This window comes from Acidocella sp. C78, assembly GCF_907164655.1.
Map to the genome: position 1 here is coordinate 124,273 of NZ_CAJQZK010000001.1, position 26,040 is coordinate 150,312.

Below are 26,040 nucleotides of genomic sequence, written 5' to 3' on the forward strand. Positions count from 1 at the left end.
GAGCGCCGACGCGCAGCTTTGACCCGCGTTCTCGCCCGGGACGCAGCTGGCCGGCTCACCATGGCAGGGCGGGCTGGTCGCGATAGCCGCGCCGGCGCTTCGCGCGGGCGAGATCGGCGAGGGCATCGAGGGCGCTGCCAAGATCGGGATAGGGGTCAACCCGCAGCCGCGAGCTGGTGCCGATCCGCCCTCAGATCCGGGCGAGCTGGGGCCGGCCGAACAGATCGGGCCAGACCTCGAGCCGGTAGAAGCGCCGTTCGTTCCACTCGGGGCGGATCCGGGTCAACGCGACGCGCTCCGGGAACAGTGACAGCTGCACCGGCGCGGCGCCGCGATTGCGCGGTCGACGCGGGCGCCGACGGCTCCGGGACGGGGTCGCATTCGATCCGATGTCGGGATGAGTCGACGGTTTGGGCGTCATTACCCGAGAATCGTATCAGATCGGGCGCCCGACCGCCAGGCGAAAGTCCGCGGCCACCGCCCAAACCCGCTGCGGGGCAGGGCAGGGTGGTCGCGCGATCTTCCGTGATGATCAGGGCAGGTTTGCCGATCCGGCTACGGCCGGGGCTGGCGTACCGCAATGCTTCAGGCGCATGAATCCGGGCATCCGTCAGGCGAGGGCAGGGGGCCCGCCTGTTACACTATTACCAAACCTGGATCATTGAACGACACAGCTTCCGACCCCTGGCTGCCTTTCGAGGCGGTCAACTTGCAGCGGCTTCACGCGCCGCACAGGCTTCAACCATGTGTCTCGAAAACCGGGCGCGGTACAGGCCACCGCAGCCGAGCGCCGCTGCGCCAGACTCCTGCACGGGTCGCTCCGCGGCGCTCGGCCGCTCCGTCGTTGTCGTTTTCTGATCAGCCATCGTACACCTCCAGCGCGCACAGCGTCCGCTTATGAGGTGTCTCATTCAACCGTGCCGCGGGGGAGTCTGGCTACGAGCGCGCGCCAAGCGGTCGGGATCGGTAGGGGCCGAACGACAAAGTCTGCGCTGTTGGCTTGAAGCCGCAGGAATTATGAAGTAATCTGCAAAATTACAGTATCACCGAATTTTGAATCGGGAAATGATGCACCTGCATTCTACTTGACAGGGGTTTCGGCGGTCGCGGGGGCGGTGCGGTTCGGCCAAGCAAACGCCGATGGGGCGACCAACGGAGTCTACTTAGCCATCGGATGGTTCAAGTGACTATCATCGTAATGACCGAAAGGCCCTGCAATGACTATTGACAAGAAATCCACCGCACTGTCGCGACGGAACGATGCACCGCGAACGCTATTGCAACCGGAGCAATACCCGGTGCCGCAAGGCTGCTGTCCAGCCGACCCGCAAAAGAGTTGGCTACAAGTTCTAAAAGATGACTTTGGAGAAGCCGGTGTGGACTGGTCATTGACCAATATTAGCGACGGCGCCACCGTACGCTTTCGCTCCGATGCACAAGGCGTTCATTGGAGGTTTCTTACCAGTGGTTTGGCCAAGACATAACCTTGACTTTGGCCATTTTTGGTTCACGCGATCAGGTTCAGGCCGTGTTGTCGAAGACACCGTGCTCGAGGGCAGTACGGTAGATGGCGGCTGGCAGTTTGGGGTCGTCGGCGAGATCCTTGCGGGGCTGGTAGCGGCTCGCTGGAACCTGGTTTGATCCGACTGTGGCAGCGGTCTTTGCCGATATCTCCCAAGAGGGATGGTTATGGCAGGGCCTAGCAGCCGAGGGGCTCGACGCACGCGTCCAGGTGCTTGAACCATCCGATCTGGTGTTGACAATCGACGAGGACGGGCTGGATCGTACGACCGCTGCCTTTGCCGACGTCATCGATGCAAAGAGCAGTTTCACGAGTGGCCATAGCCGACGTGTTGCCTTTTATGCAGATGCCATCGGAGCCCGGATCGGCTGGACAGGATCGCAGCGTAGGCGGTCGCGACGCGGCGCGCTGCTCCATGACATCGGCAAACTTGGCGTCTCTAACCTGAAGTTTTTACTTGGGAATGACCTGAACGTGGCGGATAGCCTCGCGTAGCGCTGATTTCTTGCGAGCGTTTTGTGTCCATAAATGGGGCTTGCGGTGCGACTCGATCTGTGATTCGCTCGGGTTATGTTCATCGATGTGGTTCCGAATGGCCGATCGGCGCCGGCCGTGCTGTTGCGGGAGAGTTTCCGCGAGGGGCGGAAGGTTCACAAGCGTACCATCGCCAATCTGAGCCAGATGCCGCCCGCGTTGATCGATGGCCTACGAGCGCTGCTCGCGGGTGGCGCGGTGGTTGGTGGTGCCGATCAGGCGCTGGAGATCCGGCGTTCGCTGCCGCATGGTCATGTGGCGGCGGCACTCGGGATGATGCGCAAGCTCGGGATACCCCGCCTGCTGGGCCGGAGGGCGTCGCGCGAGCGCAGTCTCGCCCTGGCGCTGATCGCCGGCCGGGTGATCGCGCCGGGATCGAAGCTCTCGACCCTGCGCGGCCTGAACCCGGAGACCGCAACATCGAGCCTCGGGCAGATGCTTGATCTCGGTGTCATTGAAGAGCGCGAGATCTATGCGGCGCTGGACTGGCTGGGCACGCAGCAGGGGCGGATCGAACGGGAGTTTGCAAGGCGCCATCTGCGCGACGGCACGCTGGTGCTCTACGACGTCAGTTCATCCTACCTCGAAGGCCGGCATTGCGAACTGGCACACCACGGATACAGCCGGGATCACCGGCCCGATCGGCCGCAGATCGTCTATGGTCTGCTGTGCGATCGCGAGGGGCGGCCGATCGCAGTGGAAGTGTTCGAAGGCAACACCGCCGATCCGGCGACGATCGCCGCCCAGGTGGAGAAACTCAAGCGCCGGTTCCATCTCGAGCGCGTCGTCCTGGTGGGTGATCGCGGAATGATCACCACGGCGCGGATCCGCGAGACGATCAAGCCGGCGGGGCTGGACTGGATCAGCTGCCTGCGCGCGGGGCAGATCCAGGATCTTGCCGAGGGACCGCTGCAGATGTCGCTGTTCGACGAGCGCGATATCGCCGCGATCACGTCGCCCGATTATCCGGGCGAGCGGCTGATCGCCTGTCGCAACGCCGCCCTGGCGACCGAACGACGGCGCAAGCGCGAGGCGCTGCTCGTGGCCACCGAGACGGAACTGGCGCGGATCCGGGATGCGACACGGCGCAAACGCGCTCCTCTTCATGGCGAGGCCGCGATCGGGCTGGCGGTGGGGGCGGTGATCAACCAGCGCAAGATGGCCAAGCATTTCGATCTCACCATCACCGCCAGCCGCTTCGATTTCCAGCGCAACGCCGCCAGCATCGCGCGCGAGGCGGCCCTCGACGGCATCTATGTCATCCGCACCAGTGTGAGCGCGGACGTCATGAGCGAGACCGAAGCCGTGTCAGCCTACAAGGATCTCTCACGGGTGGAACGGGCGTTCCGGTCCCTCAAATCGGTCGATCTCGCGATCCGCCCGGTGCATCACTGGCTCTCGCCGCGGGTGCGTGCCCACGTCTTCCTCTGCATGATTGTTGATTTCCGCTGAGATCTGACCCGGGAAGGCCGGATTTTTCCACTGAGATTTGACCCATGTTTGACTGTTTCCCCGTCTGGAAGAGGCGGGGGCGAACGGAGTGTTGGACATGGCGTTTTTGAGCATTATCCGCCGGTGGCATAAGCGTGAGCATGTGCCGATCCGAGAGATTTCCCGGCGCACAGGCGTGTCGCGGAACACGATCCGCAAATATCTTCGGTCTGATGTGATTGAGCCGAAGTTTCAGGTTCCGGACCGGCCGAGCAAGCTTGATCCTTATGCCGAGAAGCTTTTGGCGTGGCTGCGCCGTGAAGCTGGCCGGCCGCGCAAGCAGCGGCGGACGGTCAAGCAGCTATACGGTGATCTCGTCAGCCTGGGCTATGACGGTTCCTACAATCGTGTGGCGGCCTTTGCCCGGGCTTGGAAGGGGGAGTGCCAACGGCTGCAGCAGACCGCCGGCCGGGGAACCTTCGTGCCCTTGGCCTTTGCGCCTGGCGAGGCGTTCCAGTTTGACTGGAGCGAAGATTTTGCGATCATCGGTGGCGTCCGCGTCAAGTTGCAGGTGGCGCACACCAAACTGTCGCATAGCCGGGCGTTCATTGTTCGGGCCTATCTGCTGCAGACACATGAGATGTTGTTCGACGCGCATAACCACGCCTTCCAAGCTCTCGGCGGCGTACCGCGGCGCGGGATTTACGACAACATGCGCACCGCCGTTGACAAGGTCGGCCGTGGCAAGGAGCGCAGCGTCAACGCCCGCTTCCTGGCGATGACCAGCCATTATCTCTTCGAGGCCGAGTTCTGTAATCGGGCCGCCGGTTGGGAGAAGGGGCAGGTTGAGAAGAACGTCCAGGATGCACGCCACCGCCTGTGGCAGTCCATGCCTCCGTTCGAAAGCTTGGACGCCCTGAACGACTGGCTGGAGCGGCGCTGCGGGAGCTGTGGGAGCAGACCGCGCATGGCAACGAGCCGGGAACCATTGCCGATGTCTGGGCCAGCGAGGTTGAGAGCCTCATGCCTGTGGGCCGTCCGTTCGATGGGTTCGTGGAACACACCAAGCGGGTCTCCTCGACCTGCCTGATCCACTTGGAGCGTAACCGCTACAGCGTGCCGGCCTCTTTTGCCAACCGGCCGGTCAGCCTGCGGGTCTATCCCGACAGGCTGGTGGTGGCGGCGGAGGGGCAAATCATCTGCGAGCATCCGCGCATCATCGACCGGACGCACAACGGCCCAGGGCGCACTGTGTATGACTGGCGGCATTATCTGGCGGTGATCCAGCGCAAGCCGGGCGCCTTGCGCAACGGTGCGCCGTTCCTGGAATTGCCCGATGCCTTCAAGCGGCTGCAGCAACATCTCCTGCGCCGTCCTGGCGGTGACCGGGAGATGGTGGAGATCCTGGCCCTGGTGCTGCACCATGACGAGCAGGCGGTGTTGGTGGCGGTGGAACTGGCGCTGGAGGACGGCGTGCCGTCCAAGACGCATATCATCAACCGGCTCCACCGGCTGATCGACGGCAAACAGGCTCCGCTTCCGGTCATCACCGCGCCACAGGCACTGACATTGGCCAATGAACCCAAGGCTGACGTCGAGCGCTACGATAGCTTGCGCCAATCTGAGGAGGCCCGCCATGCGTCATGATCCCGCCACCGGCGCGCTCGTCATCATGCTGCGCAGCCTCAAAATGCACGGCATGGCACAGGCCGTCGATGAACTGGCCCAGCAGGGTGCCCCGGCCTTCGAAGCCGCCATCCCGGTACTCTCCCAGTTGCTCAAGGCCGAGACCGCTGAGCGCGAGGTCCGCTCCATGGCCTATCAGTTCAAGGCCGCCCGCTTCCCGGCCTATCGCGACCTGGCCGGCTTCGACTTCGCCAGCAGCGAGGTCAATGAGGCCCTGGTCCGCCAGTTGCATCGTTGCGACTTCATCGAACCCGCCGACAATGTCGTGCTCGTCGGCGGCCCGGGCACGGGCAAAACCCACATCGCCACCGCGCTCGGCGTGCAGGCCGTCGAGCATCACAAAAAGCGCGTCCGCTTCTTCTCCACCGTCGAGCTGGTCAATGCTCTGGAGCAGGAAAAAGCTCAGGGAAAGGCTGGGCAAATCGCCGGCCGTCTGATCCATGCCGACCTCGTCATCCTCGATGAGCTTGGCTATCTGCCTTCAGCGCCTCAGGCGGAGCTTTGCTGTTCCATCTGCTCAGCAAGCTCTACGAGCGCACCAGCGTCGTCATCACCACCAACCTGAGCTTCAGCGAATGGTCCGCCGTCTTCGGCGACGCCAAGATGACCACCGCGCTCCTCGATCGCCTCACCCACCACTGCCATATCCTCGAGACCGGAAATGACAGCTTCAGGTTCAAAAATAGCTCCGTGCAGAAATCCCAAAAACGAAAGGAGAAAAATCCAGCCTTGACCCCATCATGAAACTCAAATCATAAACTATGGGCGGGTCAAATCTCGATGGAATTCCCGGGTCAGATCTCAGCGGAAATCAACAACTGGTGGCTGCTTGTGTTGTCGTGCAAGCCAAAGGTCATAGTTTGCCTGCATCCCAAGCCATGCCTGCGCCGTGCTCACGCCAGCCTGTTCAAGCCGGATCGCCAAATCAGGGCTAATGACAGCCCTGGCGTTCAACACGCGCGACAACGCAGCGCGGGACATAGCCAGCCTGTGGGCGGCCTCGGTAACGGAAAGCCCCGCTCGCCGATGACATCCTCTCTGAGCAGTTCGCCAGGATGTGGCGGATTAAGCATCATTTTGCCTTCTCCTGATGGTAGTCTTGATAGTTTACCTGCTGATTCCGGGCTCAATTCGCCCGGGATTCCGAGATTAACTCGCCCGGGATTCCGGGAATTATTCGCCCACCTATTCCGAGATTAATTCGCCCACCTGTTCCGACTTTTATTCGCCCAGGCGGGCGGGGTTGGCCGGGTTGGCTTGAGGTCTCTGCTGGCTGGTTCAGGTTCCCTCCCTTTGGCTGATCGAGGGAGCGGATGAATGCCAGTGGAGCGGATTGCGATGCGCGATGTGCGCGAGATTGTCAGATTGAGGATGGCGGGGCTTTCGACCCGCCAGGTGGGGATCCGGGTCGGGGTTGCGGCATCGACGGTGCGCTTGACGCTGCGGCGACTGGAGGCGGCCGGGCTCGATGGGCCAGGGGCTCTGGCGCTGTCCGAAGCGGCATTGGAAAGGCGCTTGTTCGACGGCGCGGTGGGCAAGCGGCCGGGGCATCGACGTGTGGATGAGCCGGACTGGGGGCGTATCCGCCGCGAGTTGCAGCGCAAGCACGTGACGCTGTCGATCCTGTGGGACGAGTATATTGCCGAGCACCCGGATGGGTATCGCTACAGCCGGTTCTGCGAGCTCTACCGGAGCTGGGAAGCCCGGCTACCGGTGACGATGCGCCAGACCCACGCATCGGGCGAGAAGCTGTTCGTCGATTATGCCGGCGACACGGTGCCGGTGGTGATCGACCGGCTCACCGGCGAGACGCGTGCGGCCCAGATCTTCGTCGCCGTTCTCGGCGCATCGAGCTTCACCTATGCTGAGGCGACCTGGACCCAGACCCTGCCGGACTGGATCGAGGCGCATAATCGCACTCTGGCAGCAATTGGCGGCGTGCCGGCGCTGCTGGTGCCCGACAACGCCAGGGTCGCGATCATCCGCGCCTGCCTCTACGATCCACAGGTCAACCGGACCTACACCGATATGGCGCGCCATTACGGCACGGCCATTCTCCCGGCGCGGCCGCGGCGGCCGCGTGACAAGGCGAAGGTCGAGGTGGCGGTTTTGCTGGCGGAGCGGTGGCTGCTGGGCAAGCTGCGCAACCGGGCATTTTACGGCCTCGCCGAACTGAATGCCGCGATCGCTGAATTCTGCCGCTGGCTGAACGAGGAGCGGGTCGTCCGTCGCCTGGGGGCGACAAGACGGCATCTGCTGGAAACACTCGATCGTCCCGCGCTGAAGGAACTGCCGGCCGAACCCTATGTGCTGGCGCAATGGCGGCGCCGGCGGGTCGGCATCGATTATCACGTCGAGATCGAGAAGCATTTTTACTCCGTCCCCTACCGGCACGCCCGCGCCGAGGTCGAGGCCCGGTTCACCGTGCGCACGGTCGAGATCTTTCTCCGTGGCGAACGGATCGCCGTGCACGCACGCAGGCCGGGTAACGGCAAACACACGACGATCGCCGAGCACATGCCCTCGAGCCACCGGCGTTATGGCGACTGGACCATCGCACGGATCCATCAGGAAGCCGCACGGCTTGGTCCCTCGGTCGCGACACTCTGCACCCTGATCCTCGAACGCCGGCCTCATCCGGAGCAGGGGTTCCGCGCCTGCATCGGCATCCTTCGCCTGGCCCGCAGTGTTGGCGCCGACCGGCTCGATGCCGCGGCCGAGCGCGCGCTCACCATCGGCACCCTGACCTACGGCTCGGTCAAATCCATCCTCGATAACCGGCTGGAGCGAGCCGCCGGCACCGCCAGTCCCGATCCCACCCCGATCCGCCACCCCAACATCCGGGGCGGCGGATATTTCCACTGATGACAAGGAGAAGCCTCATGCTGAACCATCCGACCCTCGATCAGATCCACCAGCTCGGTCTTGCAGGCATGGCCCGCGCGTTCACCGAGCTGCACGCCAATCCCGAAACCCCCAGCCTCAGTCACGCCGAATGGCTCGGTCTTCTGCTCGACCGCGAGATCACCGTCCGACGTGACAAGCGGTTGAGCACAAGGCTGCGCCATGCCAGGCTGCGCCATGACGCTGCAATCGAGGATGTCGATTACCGGAGTGCCCGCGGCCTCGATCGGGCTCTGTTCCAGAAGCTGATCCAGGGTGAGTGGATCGACGCGCACGACAATCTCGTCCTGAGCGGGCCGACAGGGGTCGGAAAATCGTGGCTGGCCTGTGCCCTCGGTCACAAGGCATGTCGCGATGACAGGACCGTGCTCTATCAGCGCGCCCCCAAACTCTTCGCAGAACTCGCGGTCGCCCGCGCCGAAGGGCGTCACGGCCGGATGATCCGCACCCTCGGTGCCGTCAATCTACTGATCCTCGACGACTTCGGCCTTGCTCCACTCGACGCCGGCGCCCGTCACGACCTGCTCGAGATCGTCGAGGATCGCTACGGCCGCCGCGCCACCATCATCACCAGCCAGATCCCCCCGGCGCATTGGCATGAGCTGATCGGCGATCCGACCTACGCCGACGCCATTCTCGACCGTCTGCTCCACAATGCCCACCGCATCGAACTCACCGGCGAAAGCCTGCGCAAGATCCGCAAGCAAACCCCAAAAACCGCTTGACCCAACGAGAACAGGAGAGCAACGAAATCAACAGCCACAGAGACCGCTACCCGGGCGAATAAATCTCGGAATCCCCGGGCGAATAAACGTCGGAATCGTGGGCGAATTAAAATCGGAATCCATGGGCGAATTCTCCGGAATCCGCAAGTTTACCAACTCAACGCCAGTCTCAACGAACCGAAACGTCACTCTCCAACTGGCTCTGTTGCAAATTTTGTGAGCAGGGGGGAGTGACGTATTCTGGATGAGAGCCGGGCTTATCGGGCCGCCTCGCGGTCCGTTTGTTGGCCGATGAGCTGGACTGCGTCGGCAAGGGCGCAGGCGCCGAGGCCGAAGGCACGCTCGACCAGACGTGCCTCGCCGCAAATGTCACGCGTGAGATTGAACATGGCGGCCTGCCCCTTGCGCAAGACCCGCATCACCTCGAAGCCCTTGATCGTGGCATAGGCCGTCTTCAGTGTCTTGAAGCCGCGCACCGGGCGGGTCAGGTGCTTGAGCTTGCCGTGGTGCGCCTCGACGACGTTGTTCAAGTATTTGACCTGGCGATGGCGTCGGTCGGCGCCTTGTCGGTATTGATGATCTCGGGTTTCTCCAAGTCCTTCAATCCGTTCAGTGACTTGCCCGGAAAACGCTTTGCCGCCTTCGTATTCCGCGTTGGCGATAGTTAGGAATCGATCGTGTTCCCCTGCTTGTCGACGGCACGGTACAGATAGGCCCATGCGCCACGGACCTTGATATAGGTCTCGCCGCCCCGCCAGCTCGTCGAGGTTGGCCGCCGCCATTGCCAGCGCAGCAGCTTCTCAATCTCCGGGCATATCGCTGAACCCAGCGGTAAATCGTCGAATGATCAACGTTCACGCCGCACTCAGCCATCATCTGCTCAAGATCCCGATAGCTGATCCCATACCGGCAGTACCATCGCACCGCCCAAAGCACGATCTCACCCTCGTAATGCCGCCCTCTGAACGCTGACACCACCGCTCCTCCTCCAGCCCGCATCCAATCCCATCAGAGACAACCAGAATTCGCAACAGAGCCCTCACGCTGTCCGACTGAATGCCGGGAGGGCGGTCGTAACCGCAACGACCGCTTGGGAGAGCAGGGGAAGATTGCTCGACGGCGTGCGGGGAGGCGAGGGTTGCGATTGCGCTGAGGTTCAGGTCGGCGGCGACTGGCCCAGCCGCACGACGACATGGCGAACCGCGCCGTCGGTAGGAAAGCCTATGGCGTCACCTGTGAAGATCACGCCGTCCACGGTCGTCTCGACGATGCCGCGGCCGACATGGTCCTGGTCTTCGATCCGGATGGAAAGGACGCCGTCCGGCCCCCTGATCTCCGCTTCGGCCAGCCCCCAGGCCCTGGGCAGGCACGGATCGATCAGGAGTGCCCCGTTGCGTAGCCGCAGCCCGAGGATCCCCTCGATGCCAAGCCGCAGGGTCCAGGCCGCCGAGCCGGTGTACCAACTCCATCCGCCTTGTCCGGCATGCGGCGCAACGCTCGCGATATCCGCCGCAAGCACATAAGGTTCCACCCGATAATGCGCGGCATCGGCCCGCGACGCGGCATGCCGGATCGGGCTGAGAAGGTCGAAGATTTCCCATGCGCGATCGCCGTCGCCAAGACCGACGCAGGCAAGGCCAAGCCACGCGGCGGCATGCGTGTACTGCCCGCCGTTCTCACGGATTCCCGGTGGATAGGCCTTGATGTAGCCAGGATCGCGCGAGGTACGGTCGAATGGCGGCCAGAGCAGCCGCACGATCCTCTCGTCCGGGCGGACGAGTTCCCCTGCCGCGGCCGCGACGGCGGTGCGCGCCCGCTCCGTCACGCCCGTCCCTGCGAGAACGGCCCATGATTGCGAGATCGAATCGATGCGGCACTCGGCGATGTCGGAGGCGCCCCATGGCTGTCCGTTATCGTCGAATGCGCGCACATACCACTGCCCGTCCCAGGCGTGCTGTTCGATGGCGTTTCCGAGTTCCTCGGCCCGGCGTGTCCAGCGTGTCGCGAGGTCGCCGCGTTCCAGGCGGGTTGCCAGGCCGGCGAAGCCGCGCATCGTCGCGATGGCGAACCAGGCGAGCCAGACGCTCTCGCCGCGCCCCCGCGCGCCCACCCGGTTCATGCCATCGTTCCAGTCGCCCGCACCCATCAGCGGCAGGCCATGCGCGCCGCGCGTATCCCCATGCTCCAGGGCGCGCTGGCAGTGCTCGAACAGGGACCGGCGTTCCGGTCCCGCATCAAACTGCGCGTAGCGATCGTCCTCGTCCGCCAGCAGCGGGGCGGCGCGCAGGAAGGCCACATCTTCCTGCAGGATCGACGCATCCCCGGTCGCTTCGACGTATCGGGTCGTGACGTAGGGAAGCCAGAGCAGGTCGTCCGAGCACCGGGTCCGCACGCCGCGATCCTGCGGCGGGTGCCACCAGTGCAGCACGTCGCCTTCCTCGAACTGCCGGGCCGCGCAGGTCAGGATATGAGCGCGCGCCCGCGCCGGTGCGACATGAAACAGGGCGAGAATGTCCTGCAACTGGTCGCGAAACCCGAGCGCGCCACCGGCCTGGTAGAACCCCGCCCGCGCCAGGATTCGTGAGGCGAGGGTCTGGTACAGGAGCCAGCGATTGGCCAGCAGGTCGAACGACGCATCCGGCGTGCGCACCCGGACCGCGCCCAGCCGTTGCTCCCAGCAGCGGTTCAGTGCCGCGAAGGCGTGATCGGCATATCCTGCCTGGCGAACGGTTTGCGCCAGTTCGGCCGCATGCGCGCGATCATTTCCCTGGCCGAGAGCGAAGACGACCTCCGCCTCGCCGTTCGCGGCAAGATCGAGATGCACCTGCAAGGCCGCACACGGATCGGCGCCGGCCCGGACGCGGCCGCCCAGATCCCAGCCGAGCAGACCCGCAGGCCGGTCAAGACGGCCTTCGCGCCCCAGGAAATCCTGACGGTCCGTGGTAAGGCTGTGGGGTGCATGGTCGGAGGTCAGGAACGCCACGCGTTCGGTGAAGTCCGGGTTCCATGGATTGCGTGCGAACAGGGCCTGGCATTCGGGATCGTAGTCGCAGACCACCTGCGGGCGGACGATGCTGCCGAGCGCGCCCAGCAGCCACGCGGCGTAATAGGTTGCCGTGATCCGCCGCGCGCGGGGGCGCAGGTTGCGCAACCGCAGCCGCGCCAGCTTCACGGGCTGATCGGACGACACGAAAATCAGCAGTTCCTGCTCCAGCCCGTGACTGTGCTGGCGCCAAATGGTGTAACCCGCGCCGTGGCGGATCTGGCAGGCGGCATCCGCGCCGGCGGGCTCGGGCGTCGGGGTCCAGATCTCGGCGGTTTCCTCGTCGCGCAGATAGACTATTTCGCTCGGTGGATCGGCGACCGGATCGTTGGTCCAGGCGGTGAGGCGGTTTTCCCCGCTGTTGACGGCCCAGGTGTACCCGCCACCGGCCTCGGTGACGAGGCAGCCGAATTCATCGTTGGCCAGCACGTTGCTCCAGGGGGACGGCGTTCGCGTGCCCGGCTCGAGGTGGATGACATATTCGCGCCCATCCTCGGAGAAGCCGCCGAAATTGTTGTCGAACACCAGGCCGGTCGGACGGGTGAGTGGCGGGTCGGCCGGCGCGACCGGCGGTGCGCCGGTCGGCTCGAAGCGCGGCAGCATGGCACGCGGCTCGGCCGCGCGCTCGAGCTGCCGGGAGAGCGAGCCCTGTGTCTCGTCCAGCACGACACGCGCGACGGATTCAAGCAGGCCCCGGTCCTCGCCATGGATCAGGTCGGAAAAGATCAGATGGATTCCGCCGGCACGGCCGAGCAGTTCGTGCGCGCCGCCCTCGTGCAACAGGGCAAGAACACGCTCGCGCACGGGTTCCTCGTATCCCGAGACGCCCACCCGCAGGATCACGAGATCCACCTGAAGCCCGCGTCGCCGCCAGAATTGCAGGGCGCGAACGAGCAGCGGCAGGAGTCCCATTTCATTCTGGCCGCTCGCCCGCAGCAGCAGGATCGGCAGGTCGCCCGAGATCCCGAGCCCCCAGAGACGCGGCTGGCCGAGCCGATTGGCGGCAATCCCGGCCGGTGTGGCGCGCAAGGTCTCATGTGGATGAATGAGCAGCGACGCGAGGGTGGCGATTTCCGGCAGGCGTTCAGGCCGCAGGCCGATCCGCTGCGCCTCCCGCCCCGCCGCGGCGGCTGCGTCACCCAGCGCCCAGTCGAGCGCGGTAAGTTCGGCGTAGCGTTCCGCCAGTTCCAGGACCGACCCGCGGGAGCCGGACACCATGGTCAGGAACGCGAACTGCCGGCGCTCCTGCGGCGCGAGTTCGAGCCGTACCTGCAGGGACATGACGGGATCGAGCGTCCAGCCGACCGTTCCGGCCAGCCCCTCGACGATGCCGCGCGGGCGCCGCATGTCGCCGCCGCGACCGAGGAACGACCGGCGGTCGGTATCGAACCCGGCGAGCTCCATGTCGGGCCGGTCGAACACGACACGATGCAGCAGCACCGGTGGGGCATCGTGGGGGCTGCGGGGCCGGCGGGTGAACAGCAGGCCATCGAACCGGGCCACATGCTCGCTGCCGACGAACAGCTTGCTGAACGCGGGGTGGCGTTCGTCGTCCAGCGGCGGCGCCAGCACGACCTCACCATAGCTGCTCAGCCGCACGACACGCGGCCGGTCGCTGTTGTTCACGACGGTCACGCGGCGGATTTCCACGTCATCACCGGGCACGATGGCGACTTCCATGCCGATGCCGATCTCATGGTCGCGGCGGTTGAACGCGGCGAGATGGGCATGAAACACCACCCGTGCGTCGTCCGACTCGATACCGCAGGGCTGGCGACCGACGGACCAGACCGCACCGCTGTCCTCGTCGTTCACATAGATCCACAGCCCATGGTCGTCGCGCGTGGCGTCGGGCAGCCAGCGGGTGATCGCCTGCCGGCGCCACCAGAGCGCGCCGCCGCCGGCCTCTGAAATCCAGCAGGTCAGGCTGCCATTTCCAAGAACATTCATCTGGGGGAAGCCGCTCCCGGTTGCCGGGGCCCATGCCTGCGGTGCCGGCAGCGCGGCGCGCTGCGAGACGGGTTTGCTCTCGTCCTCCTCCGCCTGCTCGCGCACAGGTTCCGGTGGCAATTCCCAGGGAACCCGCTCCTCGAGCAGGAGTTCGATCGCCCGGATGCGCGGGTCCCGGCGCAGGCGGGTCACCAGGATATCGTCGTGCACGGCATTGCCGATCGCCGCCAGGATCATGCCCTGGTGGTGCACCATGTAGCTGCCTACCGTGGCGAAGGTGCGTCCGACCGGCACCCGCTCCGGCGTGAAATCCGCGGCTTCGAACGCGCCGTAGGTGCCGGACAGTCCGATCTCTTCAAGCGTCCGCAGGTTCCGCACCGCCTCGCCCGGACGAACGGCAAGTGCCAGGGCGCTCGCATAGGGGGCGACCACGCGATCCCGCGCCAGCCCGCGGCGCAGGCCGAGCCCGGGCACGCCGAAGGCATGGTACTGGTAGTGATGGTCAGAATTGAGCACGGCATACGCCGATTCGGAAACGCCCCATGGGATGTCGAGACTGCCGGCGTATCGGCGCTGGGTATCCACCGCCGTCCGCTCGCTGCGCGTCATCAGCGTATCGGGGCCACCGCGCAGGAGGAGCGAGGGCATCAGATATTCGAACATGGACCCGTTCCAGGACATGAGCGACATGCCGCTGCGCAGGCGGGTGATCGGGCGGCCGAGAAAGAACCAGTGCTCGGCGGGAACGTCTCGTTTCGCGATCGCGAAATAGCTGGCCATCCGCGCCTCGGACGCGAAGAGGTCGTAGTGGTGGGGATCGATCCTGTCGGAACTGGCGTTGTAGCCGATATGAAAAAGCCTGGAGTCCCGATCGTAGAGCAGATCGAACTCCATGGCCGTCGCCATGGCGTCGGCTCGTGCCGCAAGGGCGCGCAGGCTGTCGCCCAATCCGTCTTGTGCAACGCCGCTGCGGGCGAGCGCGGCATCGAGTTCCGACAACCATTGCGCGCTCGCCGGATCCGGTGCCAGCGCCGCCGCTTCGGCCACGGCCCTGCGTATCCGCGCCCGCGCGTCGCCGGCCTTCGCCGGGGGCAAGACGGGAGACAGCTCGTCCTTCATCTGCCGGACCAGGTCCGCGCATGCCGGCGGGGCCGTGTCCATCAGGGCCAGCCAGGGGTGGAGACGGTCGAGATCCCGCTGCATGCTGGCGAGATGATGGTGCACGCGCTCCAGCCAAATGCGCAGTTCGCGCAACGATCCGGCGGGGAGTGCATCGGACGCGCCTGCGATCGTCTCCGTGATCATCGCCTCGAGTTCGGGACACTGACGCTCGCAGATCCCGACGAGGGCGGTCCGCCAGCTTTCCGGGTCTGCGCGAACCGTCACGGCATACCCTGCGAGCGTTGCAGCGGTCGCGCGCAAGTCTGCCACCTCTGCGTGCCGAACGCGTTCCAGGGCCTCCGCCAGCAGACCAAGGGTATCGGCCAGACCGTCCCACAGCTTGCTGCGCAGTGCCGGCGCATCCGCCGCCTCCAGGCAGCATTCCTTCAAGGTGACAAGGCAGAGCGCCAAATTCCCGCTGTCGACCGTCGAGACATAACGCGGTTCAAGCGGGTGCAGCAGCCTCGTGTCATACCAGTTGAGGAAATGGCCTCGGTAGCGCTCGAGCCGGTCAAGCGTGTCGAGAGCGGCGTGGACACGGGCGTTCAGATCGCTCGAGCCGAGATATCCCAGGTCCCAGGCGGTGACCGTCGAGAGGAACATCATGCCGACGTTGGTTGGCGACGTTCTGTGGGCAAGCTCCGCGTAGGGTTGCTCCTGGAAATTGTCCGGTGGCAGCCAGTTGTGCTCAGGGCCGACGAAGACCTCGAAATAGAGCCACGTCCGCCGTGCCAGACGGCGCAGGTAGGCGCGCTCGTCGGTTGTCAGGTCCGGCCGGGACAATCGGGACGAACGGCTGGTCCACACGGCAATTCCCGGCGCTGCGATCCAGAGCAGGAGTATGGGCGCAGCGGACGGGAACGCCCAAGGGTCGCTGACCGCGATCAGGACCGTGCAGGCCATCGCCACGAACGGGCTGATCCACAGCACCCGCCAGGCGGTGGCATGCGACCGGGTGGCGGCGAAATGGATCTCGGAATGAGCGGCTGAAGTCCATTCCAGAAGGTGTTGACGCGAAACCAGGAGCCGCCACAAAGTTCGCGCGATGGCATCGAGCGCGATGGCCGCATCCTGCGTCAGGAAGACGATGGTCAGCCCCCATCGCCCGGCGTGCTCGGTCAGGCGCCTCCACGTGCCGCGCATCAGTTCGCGCGGGCGGCCGCGCGCGAAATCGCTCAGGACCTCGGTGAACAGGGCGATACCGAGCGGGGCGATCGCGACGAGGGTCCACACCCAGGGGCTTCCAGGCAGGATCAGCCAGCCGGCCACGAGGAGTGCTACGAGCGCTATCGGAACCAGGCTGCGACGAAGATTGTCAAGTATCTTCCAGCGATCGAGTGTCGACAACGGGTTTTCGACACGCTGCCCATGGGCGGCGGGAACCCGCCTGAACAGCCAGGGCAGCAACTGCCAGTCGCCGCGCACCCAACGGTGCCATCGGCGGCTGAACTCGAGATAGCCGGCGGGAAAGCCTTCATAGACAACGATGTCGGATGCCAGCGCGACCCGACCGTGGGCACCTTCGAACAGATCGTGGCTCAAGAGCGCATTCTCGGGCACTCTGGCATCGAGGCCCGCTTGGAACGGCGCGACCTCGTAGATCCCCTTGCCGACATAGCTCCCCGCGCCGAAGAGATCCTGGTACACATCCGAAACGGCCCGGCTGTAGATGTCGATTGCCGTATCCCCCGTGGCAAGCTGGGCAAACAGCGATCGCATGCCGCTATCTGGCCGAATTTCCGCACGCGGCTGGATCACGGTGTAGCCGGACCGCACACGCCCCGTAGCCGCATCGATGACCGGGCTGTTCAGCGGGTGTGCCAATGCGCTCACCAGACGATTGACGGCACCCGGCGGCAAGATGGTGTCGGCATCGACGGTGACGACGAAGCGCCGCCCGCGAAGGGCTTCGGTATCTCCCTCCTGCAGCGGGAAGGCGGGCGTCTGGTCTCCCAGCACGAGGCGATTGAACTGCTCGAGCTTGCCGCGCTTCCTTTCCCACCCCATCCAGCTTCCTTCGGCGGCGTTGAAGCGGCGGGCGCGGTGCAGCAGGTGAAACGGGCCGTCGCCGCCTTGTCCATACCGCCCGTTGAGCCGGCGGATGCCATCCACCAGCGCCTCGTCCACCGCATCGTCACCGGGCATGTGCTCGGCAGGCGCATCGGTGTGATCGCTCAGCAGCACGAAGCGGAGCGTGGCATCGGGGTTGGAGAGCCAGTGCAGTTCCAGGCGTTCGATGAGCCCGGGGACCTCGCTCGTGGCACCGATGATGATCGGCATGACGACCGCGGTGGCGCACTCGGGCGGAATGCCGTTCTTGAGGTCGAGCTTGGGCAGGACGCGTGGTCGCACTAGCAGTGTGATGACCCAGTGCACGACGGCGACCGAGAGTATGGATGCCGGCAGCACAGCCAGCAGGATGCCGAACGTCCACCCAAGCGGCCCCGCGTCGGCGCTGGCGAGATAGAAGGCCGGCGGCAGCAGCGCCGCCACGCCGGTGATCACGAGCGCAGACGCATAGAGCCGGCCGGGGTGCCGCTGCGCCCAGCCTCGTGCCGATGCTGCCAGGGACGGGTGGTAGCCGATCGCCGTCTCCGTCTCGTCCCGGCGATGTCCGATCAGCCAGTGGCCCACATGCCCGGCCTGTTGCGACGGGTCCGCGGCCTTCGCCAGGTTGATGACTTCCCGGGCCACGTCCGTCTCGGGGCGGGCAACATCATCCGCGAGTTGCTCGATCACCTTGCGATAACGGTCGCGGCTTTCGAAATCCATGCGCGCATAGATTTGGGCCGGATCAGTTTGCAGGATCGCCTCGACCTGGCTGGAGCTGTCGAAGAAATCATTCCACGAGACAGTGTCGATGACGCCGAGATTGCCCAGCGCACGCGATACGCACTCGGTGTCGTCCAGCGGCCCGAGCATGGCGACACAGGACGAGAGCGCGAAGGGTGGCTTCAGTCCGGGAACGAGCCGCGCGAACGCGGCCACCAGAAGCTCCAGGCACGCGAGCCTCAGCATGGTCGGGAACGCCCACAACTCGGCGATCGTGAGGGGTGCCTCTTCCTGGTAGGCGCGGATGAACCGTACGGCAGCCGAAAGCGAAACCTGCAGCCGGCAGGCGCGCAGCAACCCGTGCGCAAGATAGAAGATTCGCGGCAGACCTTCGTCATTCCCGGGCCCGGCCAGACGCGGCAACCTTCTGTAGAAAGCCCGCGGCAGATCCTCGCGAATTTGTCGGGCCGCGCGAAGGACCTGATAGTCGTTGTCCAGCAGCCAGTCGGCCGCTTTCGTCGCCTCGGGTTCCGGATCGGCGCAGCTGGCCCGGGCACGATCAAGCCAAGCTGCAAGCGCCGTGATGTGCTGCCAAGCCGCAATGGCTTCCGGCGCCTGATTGCTGACCCGGTGCAGGTCCCGGAGTTCCCCGGCTGTCGTTCTGATCAGATCCGGGTCCGTATCCATTCCCGCGGCCTCAGGGCGAGGCCTGGTCAGATACGCGGTGGCGTGCGCATGTCGGCGCAGGAACCGGGTGGCGCTGCGACCGCGCCGTCCGGGGGCGCACGATCAAAAGCGGCGTTGTCGGATGGTCGATCTGATACGCCGCGGTGCTGCCGTGCGGAACGTCCACATAGCCGCTGCGGCCATGCGATGACAGGACAACAAGGTCCGCCGCCTCGTCAACGATGGCCCGTGCGAGGCGCCTGCGGACGTCGCCGCCCCGGAGCACGAGGCTGCGGGCATGGATACCCTGATCCGCCAGATGGCTCCGGGTCCGGTCGAGATACTCCCGCGCCACCCGTTCGTTGCGGCGGACGAGGGTGTCGGACAGTTCCCGAGCTTCGGTCTCTGGCGGCCCGATTTCGGTCAGTTCCGGAACTGGCACCACATGAACGAACACGATTTCTCCCTCCCGGGCGCGTGCCAGGCGGACGGCCATGGGCACAGCGCTCTCGGCCCGGCACGATCCGTCAAGTGGCACCAGGATCTTCCGATACGCAACGGGGCCGCCATCGGCGACGCCATCGGGCACCAGCAACACCGAGCCGATCGCATGGGCGATGACGCTGCGTGCCGTGTTGCCGTGACTTCCGGTCGTCGCCTGGTCCTCGCCCTGTGTACAAAGCACCGTGAGGTCGACATCGTGGTCGCGGGCCCATAACGCGATCTGTTCGCCCGGTTCGCCCTCGATGACCTGTGCCTGGATCCGTGCCGGCGCGATGTCCTGTGCCGCCACGATCTGCAGCATGGCCTCCCACGTCTCGCGGCGGTGGATTTCCCATTCGACCGGATCGGGCGGGGATCCGCCCGCCGGTTGCGTCTCGATGACCCTGATCAGGGTCAGCTCGCCGTCCAGTGCTTGCGTGATCGCGGCCGCATGCGCCATCACCTTCCGCCCCATGGCCGAGGTGTCGACACATGCCATTATGCGCGGAGGCGCGGTGGAAGGATGAGTTGCGGAGGGCGCTTCGGCAGGTATGCCGGAATCTCGATTGGCCGGTGGATTCGTCATCATCGAACCTTCCAAGGCGAAAGCTTCGCTCGTCATGGCGCCCTCGCCTCTGCATGAGAAAAAAATGCTAGTCCAAGCCGCCATGCGCGACATTGACCTGCGTCAATGTTCTGTCGCGACGACTGTATCGGTCCGGATCGGGATGTCGCCCGGAATTCCGAAACAGGGCGGGCGGCGCGCCGAATGCCGTTGCGGCAGCGGCACGGGAGGCGGGTGGGCAGGCTTCGAGCGGTTCTGCCTCAGTGCTATGTTCGCGATCCCGCGCGCGACGAGGGGGCAGGATGCGGCGGTGCCGTGCGGACTACCGCTTGCGCATCCTTCTCTGCCGCCGCTTCTTCAGGTTCCTCATCCATGATGGCACCGTAGCCCGAGACGATGTCGAGGAGTTCCGAGGTGATCGCGTTCTGCCGGATCCGCCGATGCTCGATGTGCAGCTCATCGATCTTCTCGGCGATGCTGTGGTCGGCCGCCTGCATGGCCTCGAGACGCTCGGCGTGTTCGACCGTCTGGGACTGGATGATCGCGGTGAAGACGCGGGCGAACAGGAGCTGGCGCACCAGCCTGCGAAAGAGCAATTCCGGCGCCCCTAGCGGGACCGGCAGGCGATGCGACGGCCAATGTCGCGCGCGCAGCCCGGCAAGCCAGGCCGGATCGAGCGGCAGCAGGCGGGTTTGCACCGGCGTAACCGCTCCCATCTCGCCCGGGCGCTGGTAAAACAGCACCAGTTGATCGACGCCCTCATTCTCCTGCCAGTGATCGAGACGGGTCAGCACCGCGCCGACCGTGTGCGACAGCCCCTCCAGCGTCGCGGGGGCCTGCTGATGGCCGTCCGGCGGTTCGGCCGCGGCGCGCCAGCTTGCATCGACGCGCGACCCGATCGTCAGCACGAGGCGGGTTTCGACCGCCGCGCCGGAAGTGGCAAGGCTGTCCAGTGCGAAAGCCACGAGCCTTTCGTTGAAGGCGCCGCAAAGGCCGATTTCGGAGCCGACCAGCATCACCGCCGTGCGGCCGCGCCTGGGTGCACGGCTCTCGATCTCGGCGCCATCGAGCGCGCGAAGGACGACCTGCAGGCCCATCTCCACCGTCTCCAGGTAGCGCGCCATCGCCTGCTCGGCCAGTTCGTAGCGGCGGATGGCCACGGACGAGATCGTCTTCATCGTGCGCACCACCGCCTGCAGTTTCCCGGCGGTCTCGATGTGGCGGGACAGTTCCTCGAGCGTGGCCATCACACCTCCTGGCCAAGGGCCGCACGCGCCGCGGACAGGATCGCCGCCCGCCGTGTGCCCTCGAGCGGGGCGCCGGCCGCGATCTCTCCCGCTTCCTCAGTTGCGCTCACCGCCCGGATGACATCGGCGGCCGCTGCGGCCATCCCGTCGACGGCAATGGAATCGAACAGCCCCTCGGCCACGGCCAGCAGCAACGCGATCTGATGGGCGACTGTTGATTTCCGCTGAGATCTGACCCGGGAATTCCATCGAGATTTGACCCGCCCATAGTTTATGATTTGAGTTTCATGATGGGGTCAAGGCTGGATTTTTCTCCTTTCGTTTTTGGGATTTCTGCACGGAGCTATTTTTGAACCTGAAGCTGTCATTTCCGGTCTCGAGGATATGGCAGTGGTGGGTGAGGCGATCGAGGAGCGCGGTGGTCATCTTGGCGTCGCCGAAGACGGCGGACCATTCGCTGAAGCTCAGGTTGGTGGTGATGACGACGCTGGTGCGCTCGTAGAGCTTGCTGAGCAGATGGAACAGCAAAGCTCCGCCTGAGGCGCTGAAGGGCAGATAGCCAAGCTCATCGAGGATGACGAGGTCGGCATGGATCAGACGGCCGGCGATTTGCCCAGCCTTTCCCTGAGCTTTTTCCTGCTCCAGAGCATTGACCAGCTCGACGGTGGAGAAGAAGCGGACGCGCTTTTTGTGATGCTCGACGGCCTGCACGCCGAGCGCGGTGGCGATGTGGGTTTTGCCCGTGCCCGGGCCGCCGACGAGCACGACATTGTCGGCGGGTTCGATGAAGTCGCAACGATGCAACTGGCGGACCAGGGCCTCATTGACCTCGCTGCTGGCGAAGTCGAAGCCGGCCAGGTCGCGATAGGCCGGGAAGCGGGCGGCCTTGAACTGATAGGCCATGGAGCGGACCTCGCGCTCAGCGGTCTCGGCCTTGAGCAACTGGGAGAGTACCGGGATGGCGGCTTCGAAGGCCGGGGCACCCTGCTGGGCCAGTTCATCGACGGCCTGTGCCATGCCGTGCATTTTGAGGCTGCGCAGCATGATGACGAGCGCGCCGGTGGCGGGATCATGACGCATGGCGGGCCTCCTCAGATTGGCGCAAGCTATCGTAGCGCTCGACGTCAGCCTTGGGTTCATTGGCCAATGTCAGTGCCTGTGGCGCGGTGATGACCGGAAGCGGAGCCTGTTTGCCGTCGATCAGCCGGTGGAGCCGGTTGATGATATGCGTCTTGGACGGCACGCCGTCCTCCAGCGCCAGTTCCACCGCCACCAACACCGCCTGCTCGTCATGGTGCAGCACCAGGGCCAGGATCTCCACCATCTCCCGGTCACCGCCAGGACGGCGCAGGAGATGTTGCTGCAGCCGCTTGAAGGCATCGGGCAATTCCAGGAACGGCGCACCGTTGCGCAAGGCGCCCGGCTTGCGCTGGATCACCGCCAGATAATGCCGCCAGTCATACACAGTGCGCCCTGGGCCGTTGTGCGTCCGGTCGATGATGCGCGGATGCTCGCAGATGATTTGCCCCTCCGCCGCCACCACCAGCCTGTCGGGATAGACCCGCAGGCTGACCGGCCGGTTGGCAAAAGAGGCCGGCACGCTGTAGCGGTTACGCTCCAAGTGGATCAGGCAGGTCGAGGAGACCCGCTTGGTGTGTTCCACGAACCCATCGAACGGACGGCCCACAGGCATGAGGCTCTCAACCTCGCTGGCCCAGACATCGGCAATGGTTCCCGGCTCGTTGCCATGCGCGGTCTGCTCCCACAGCTCCCGGCAGCGCCGCTCCAGCCAGTCGTTCAGGGCGTCCAAGCTTTCGAACGGAGGCATGGACTGCCACAGGCGGTGGCGTGCATCCTGGACGTTCTTCTCAACCTGCCCCTTCTCCCAACCGGCGGCCCGATTACAGAACTCGGCCTCGAAGAGATAATGGCTGGTCATCGCCAGGAAGCGGGCGTTGACGCTGCGCTCCTTGCCACGGCCGACCTTGTCAACGGCGGTGCGCATGTTGTCGTAAATCCCGCGCCGCGGTACGCCGCCGAGAGCTTGGAAGGCGTGGTTATGCGCGTCGAACAACATCTCATGTGTCTGCAGCAGATAGGCCCGAACAATGAACGCCCGGCTATGCGACAGTTTGGTGTGCGCCACCTGCAACTTGACGCGGACGCCACCGATGATCGCAAAATCTTCGCTCCAGTCAAACTGGAACGCCTCGCCAGGCGCAAAGGCCAAGGGCACGAAGGTTCCCCGGCCGGCGGTCTGCTGCAGCCGTTGGCACTCCCCCTTCCAAGCCCGGGCAAAGGCCGCCACACGATTGTAGGAACCGTCATAGCCCAGGCTGACGAGATCACCGTATAGCTGCTTGACCGTCCGCCGCTGCTTGCGCGGCCGGCCAGCTTCACGGCGCAGCCACGCCAAAAGCTTCTCGGCATAAGGATCAAGCTTGCTCGGCCGGTCCGGAACCTGAAACTTCGGCTCAATCACATCAGACCGAAGATATTTGCGGATCGTGTTCCGCGACACGCCTGTGCGCCGGGAAATCTCTCGGATCGGCACATGCTCACGCTTATGCCACCGGCGGATAATGCTCAAAAACGCCATGTCCAACACTCCGTTCGCCCCCGCCTCTTCCAGACGGGGAAACAGTCAAACATGGGTCAAATCTCAGTGGAAAAATCCGGCCTTCCCGGGTCAGATCTCAGCGGAAATCAACAATCCATCATCTGTACGAACTCCTCGTCCTGCTCGGCGCCCACCTTGGTGGAGACGAAGATGGCGAGATGCCCGATCTTGTGGTCCAGACAATAGACGATCGTCTGATCGGCGGCACGGATCTCATCGACGCTGCGATACAGATCGAGAATCCAGCCAAGCGACTGCGGCGGCGGGCTGATGTTGTCGGCGGTCGAGGCGAAAGCGATGATCGGCGATCTGATGTTGCGAAGATCGAAGATCCTGCCATCGCTCGACGCCAACTGACCGCGCGTCAATTTATCGCCGATGAACAAATTGTCGACGAGGAACTGCAATTCATCGCCGTTGAGCTGGATGAAGTCGCCCCACCACTTCTCGAATGCGAGGTAGCGCGCGCCGCCGGTGTCGATGTGGGTATAGACGTCATACTGCTTGCCCCACAGCCAGTTCGCCGGGTTCAGGCTGTCGAAGTTCATCACCAGCGCGGTGCCGTCGAACCTGCCGCGGCCGAGATCGCTGGTCATCGCGGTCAGCCAGCTGCCGCCGAGCAGACCGCCGGCATAGCGCATCGGATACTTGCCGTGCACGCCCTGCCAGTACGACATCGGCGAGCCGGCGACGAGGCACGGCCCGAACAGGTCCGGCCGCAGCATCGCCACCATCAGGGTCTGGTAGCCCGCCTGGCAGTTGCCGATCGCGAACGGACGCGGTGCGCCGGGATGCAGCGCGACGACGCGCTCGAAGAACGCCACCTGACCTTCGACGACGTCGAGGAATTGCTGGCCAGGTTCGGGCGTCGCCGCGAAGCTGATGAAGTAGACCGGATGCCCGGCGTCCAGGGCGTCGCCGATCTCGCTCTCCGCCTTGAAGCCGCCGATGCCGGGACCCTGGCCGGCCCGCGGGTCCACCACCACGACCGGCCGCTTGCGTGGGTCGGTAATCACCCCTGGCGGTGGCGTGATGCGCAGCAGCGAGTAGTTCATCGGCCGCGGCAGCGCTTGGCCGCTCATCACCAGGTCATGGTCGAACCGCAACACCGTCGCCACCGGCCGTGCGGTGATCGCGATCTCGTCGTTGCCACGCTGCCGCAACAGCTCGAGGAACAGAACGCTGCGCTGGAACGCGTCGATCATGTATTCGGGCCAGGCGGTGGCAAGCTGGACCGCCGCAGGGCCGGCGTCGGCTGTCGCCGGTCCGTGCCCGGCCCTGCCCGGCGCCGGCTTGTGTCGCGCTGCGAAATCAATGGTCATCCCGATCTCCCTGGGGCGTCGCTCGGGCCCGGATGCGATTGCCACGCAACCGCCGCATCGCGCGGCGGCCGCCAAGGCGGTTTGGTTGCTTGCGGCCATCGGCCCGCTGCACGGCGCGGCTGCACGTCCCAGCCCGGCGGCAGCGCCATCCGGATGCCGGGAAAAGCGCGGATCCTGCGTTGAGGCATGGCGTTACCCGACGCGGCGACAGACAGGTTCGGCAACGATCGATCCGTCTGCGCCATTCCGCCGGACGCCCGGCTGCCGCCAGCGGCCGGTCGCGCATCATTCAGCGCTCTGGCCAGCCCTCCATTACGGCCAGATGGTCCAGGCTGCGCATGATCGAGGGATCGTTGCGAAGACTTGCGCAGGCATCCGGTGTCTTCCGGGCTGCGGCAAGTCGGATCCGCTGCAGCGCATCGCCCATCTTCTCGAAATGAACCAGGCCGGCCGGCGACAGGTACTTGCCCTGCATCCCCCACAGAGCGCCAGCCAGGGCATAGGCCTGGATCACCGATGCGCCCTGAATCAGCGCGTTCCACTGCCGACTTCGCACCTCGCACGAGGCGGCGCGCGCGGCGACCGCGACGATCCTGCTCATCGGCTGCATCTGCGCCTGATACGCCGCGGCCTTCTCTTCGGGTTGCGCCGCTCCGGCGACGATCGGCGCCATAACCAGAGCGATCACCGCAATTGCCCGCATCATCGCGATCCTCCTTTGCCATCAATGCGGCGAGATGATCGACCGGGTCGCCGGTCCCGAAGCAGCCGGCATGTCGGTTCGAGCATGAGCATCTCCGCCATCTCCAGCTTCAGTCGTGGACGTCCCTCGGCCGTCGGTCGCGCGCCCGGCACCGGCGGCCGCCGCCATGCCGGTTGCGGCTGGGAGCGGTACGCGGGCGGCGTCGGGTCGATTGCCGCCGCGTGCATCGACCTGACTTGCCTTCGCCGTCGGGACCTGCTGGCTCGCCATCGTGATGATCGAGGCCGACCACAGGGCGAAGACGACCGCCGATGCGATCAGCAGCACGGTCGGACCCAAGGCGACCAGCAGCCCGGCCGGGCGCAGCACGGTCGTCGAATTGCGGGCGGTCGCCGTGGCATCGGGAACTGCCGTGGGTTCGGGCCGATCGGGCAGGAGGGCAAGCACCTGTGTCGCGATGGTGCCCGGCTCCGCCTGCAGGGGCGACGCATTCGGCAGATCGGCGATCATCCTGGTCAGCCGCGCCTGAGCGGCTTCCTTCGGCAGCCGCGCGAACACGGCGGCTTCCTGCCAGGGGTCGAAATCGAGCCTGGCCAGCGCAGAGAGCACGCTGACGATCAGGCCTTTGCTGTCCTCGCCGATGGGTGCGAACAGGAACGCATCGAAGGGTGAGCGGGTATTGAATTGCGCGCGGGCCATTTCGGCT

At 65.2% G+C, this 26,040-nt stretch carries 17 protein-coding genes and 3 pseudogenes; 7 read left to right on the plus strand and 13 right to left on the minus strand.

Translation table 11 applies throughout. The features are described from left to right. Positions 1-55: 55 nt before the first annotated feature. Together ACIDOCELLA78_RS97490 and ACIDOCELLA78_RS97495 are read right to left on the minus strand one after the other, a co-directional pair. Positions 56-184 (minus strand): hypothetical protein, encoded by a 129-nt coding sequence (locus ACIDOCELLA78_RS97490; RefSeq protein WP_307850848.1) that lies wholly within the window; start codon positions 182-184, stop codon positions 56-58. 6 nt (positions 185-190) lie between these two features. Next, a complete protein-coding gene (locus ACIDOCELLA78_RS97495) occupies positions 191-319 on the minus strand; it encodes a hypothetical protein (protein WP_307850837.1) in 129 nt (42 codons plus the stop codon). A gap of 1,112 nt (positions 320-1,431) precedes the next feature. Between ACIDOCELLA78_RS97495 and ACIDOCELLA78_RS97500 the strand changes: the two genes are divergently transcribed. The 5 genes and pseudogenes from ACIDOCELLA78_RS97500 (at position 1,432) to istB (ACIDOCELLA78_RS97520) (ending at position 5,917) form a co-directional block, all read left to right on the plus strand. Next, positions 1,432-1,641 carry a hypothetical protein gene (locus tag ACIDOCELLA78_RS97500; RefSeq protein ID WP_214006261.1) on the plus strand — a complete coding sequence of 70 codons (210 nt, stop codon included), beginning with the start codon at positions 1,432-1,434 and terminating at the stop codon, positions 1,639-1,641. Positions 1,642-1,648: 7 nt separating this feature from the next. Then, a complete protein-coding gene (locus tag ACIDOCELLA78_RS97505; RefSeq protein WP_201727487.1) occupies positions 1,649-2,017 on the plus strand; it encodes an HD-GYP domain-containing protein in 369 nt (122 codons plus the stop codon). 75 nt (positions 2,018-2,092) lie between these two features. Then, the gene (locus ACIDOCELLA78_RS97510; RefSeq protein ID WP_249674893.1) at positions 2,093-3,508 is read left to right on the plus strand and encodes an IS1634 family transposase; all 1,416 of its coding nucleotides are present in this window, start codon (positions 2,093-2,095) and stop codon (positions 3,506-3,508) included. A gap of 97 nt (positions 3,509-3,605) precedes the next feature. Further along, positions 3,606-5,134 (plus strand): annotated as a pseudogene (istA, locus tag ACIDOCELLA78_RS97515) (IS21 family transposase). After that, positions 5,124-5,917: pseudogene (gene istB / locus ACIDOCELLA78_RS97520) on the plus strand (IS21-like element helper ATPase IstB). Before istA (ACIDOCELLA78_RS97515) ends, istB (ACIDOCELLA78_RS97520) begins: the two co-directional pseudogenes overlap by 11 nt. A gap of 57 nt (positions 5,918-5,974) precedes the next feature. Here the strand turns inward: istB (ACIDOCELLA78_RS97520) and ACIDOCELLA78_RS97525 are convergent. Continuing rightward, positions 5,975-6,154: a HigA family addiction module antitoxin gene (locus ACIDOCELLA78_RS97525; RefSeq protein WP_249674903.1), complete on the minus strand. Its 180-nt coding sequence runs from the start codon at positions 6,152-6,154 to the stop codon at positions 5,975-5,977. 357 nt (positions 6,155-6,511) lie between these two features. On the opposite strand from ACIDOCELLA78_RS97525, the gene istA (ACIDOCELLA78_RS97530) reads away from it, so the two are divergent. Further along, positions 6,512-8,038, plus strand: coding sequence for an IS21 family transposase (gene istA, locus ACIDOCELLA78_RS97530; RefSeq protein WP_201727680.1), 1,527 nt, complete (start codon positions 6,512-6,514; stop codon positions 8,036-8,038). A 17-nt stretch (positions 8,039-8,055) separates the two neighbouring features. Beyond that, a complete protein-coding gene (gene istB / locus ACIDOCELLA78_RS97535; RefSeq protein WP_201727488.1) occupies positions 8,056-8,802 on the plus strand; it encodes an IS21-like element helper ATPase IstB in 747 nt (248 codons plus the stop codon). 257 nt (positions 8,803-9,059) lie between these two features. Here the strand turns inward: istB (ACIDOCELLA78_RS97535) and ACIDOCELLA78_RS97540 are convergent. The 10 genes and pseudogenes from ACIDOCELLA78_RS97540 to ACIDOCELLA78_RS97585 form a co-directional block, all read right to left on the minus strand. Further along, positions 9,060-9,777, minus strand: a pseudogene (locus ACIDOCELLA78_RS97540) (IS6 family transposase). 181 nt (positions 9,778-9,958) lie between these two features. After that, a complete protein-coding gene (locus tag ACIDOCELLA78_RS97545) occupies positions 9,959-18,415 on the minus strand; it encodes a GH36-type glycosyl hydrolase domain-containing protein (RefSeq protein ID WP_201727489.1) in 8,457 nt (2,818 codons plus the stop codon). Positions 18,416-18,425: 10 nt separating this feature from the next. After that, positions 18,426-19,499, minus strand: a complete 1,074-nt coding sequence (locus ACIDOCELLA78_RS97550) for a universal stress protein (RefSeq protein WP_201727490.1) — start codon at positions 19,497-19,499, stop codon at positions 18,426-18,428. Between the two features lie 209 nt (positions 19,500-19,708). Continuing rightward, on the minus strand, positions 19,709-20,689 hold the full coding sequence (locus tag ACIDOCELLA78_RS97555; protein WP_201727491.1) for a F0F1 ATP synthase subunit gamma: 981 nt from the start codon (positions 20,687-20,689) through the stop codon (positions 19,709-19,711). Beyond that, the gene (locus tag ACIDOCELLA78_RS97560) at positions 20,689-20,883 is read right to left on the minus strand and encodes a hypothetical protein (RefSeq protein WP_201727492.1); all 195 of its coding nucleotides are present in this window, start codon (positions 20,881-20,883) and stop codon (positions 20,689-20,691) included. Before ACIDOCELLA78_RS97560 ends, ACIDOCELLA78_RS97555 begins: the two co-directional genes overlap by 1 nt. A 91-nt stretch (positions 20,884-20,974) precedes the next feature. Beyond that, positions 20,975-21,769, minus strand: a complete 795-nt coding sequence (istB, locus tag ACIDOCELLA78_RS97565) for an IS21-like element helper ATPase IstB (protein WP_013641220.1) — start codon at positions 21,767-21,769, stop codon at positions 20,975-20,977. After that, positions 21,759-23,288 (minus strand): IS21 family transposase, encoded by a 1,530-nt coding sequence (istA, locus tag ACIDOCELLA78_RS97570; protein WP_201727493.1) that lies wholly within the window; start codon positions 23,286-23,288, stop codon positions 21,759-21,761. Before istA (ACIDOCELLA78_RS97570) ends, istB (ACIDOCELLA78_RS97565) begins: the two co-directional genes overlap by 11 nt. Positions 23,289-23,395: 107 nt before the next feature. Beyond that, positions 23,396-24,730 carry a DUF3141 domain-containing protein gene (locus ACIDOCELLA78_RS97575; protein WP_249674905.1) on the minus strand — a complete coding sequence of 445 codons (1,335 nt, stop codon included), beginning with the start codon at positions 24,728-24,730 and terminating at the stop codon, positions 23,396-23,398. Positions 24,731-24,920: 190 nt separating this feature from the next. Beyond that, complete coding sequence (locus ACIDOCELLA78_RS97580; protein WP_201727494.1) at positions 24,921-25,337, minus strand: hypothetical protein; 417 nt, start codon at positions 25,335-25,337, stop codon at positions 24,921-24,923. Positions 25,338-25,355: 18 nt separating this feature from the next. Continuing rightward, entirely contained in the window at positions 25,356-26,033 is a 678-nt protein-coding gene (locus tag ACIDOCELLA78_RS97585; RefSeq protein ID WP_201727495.1) for a hypothetical protein, read from the minus strand. Positions 26,034-26,040: the final 7 nt, after the last annotated feature.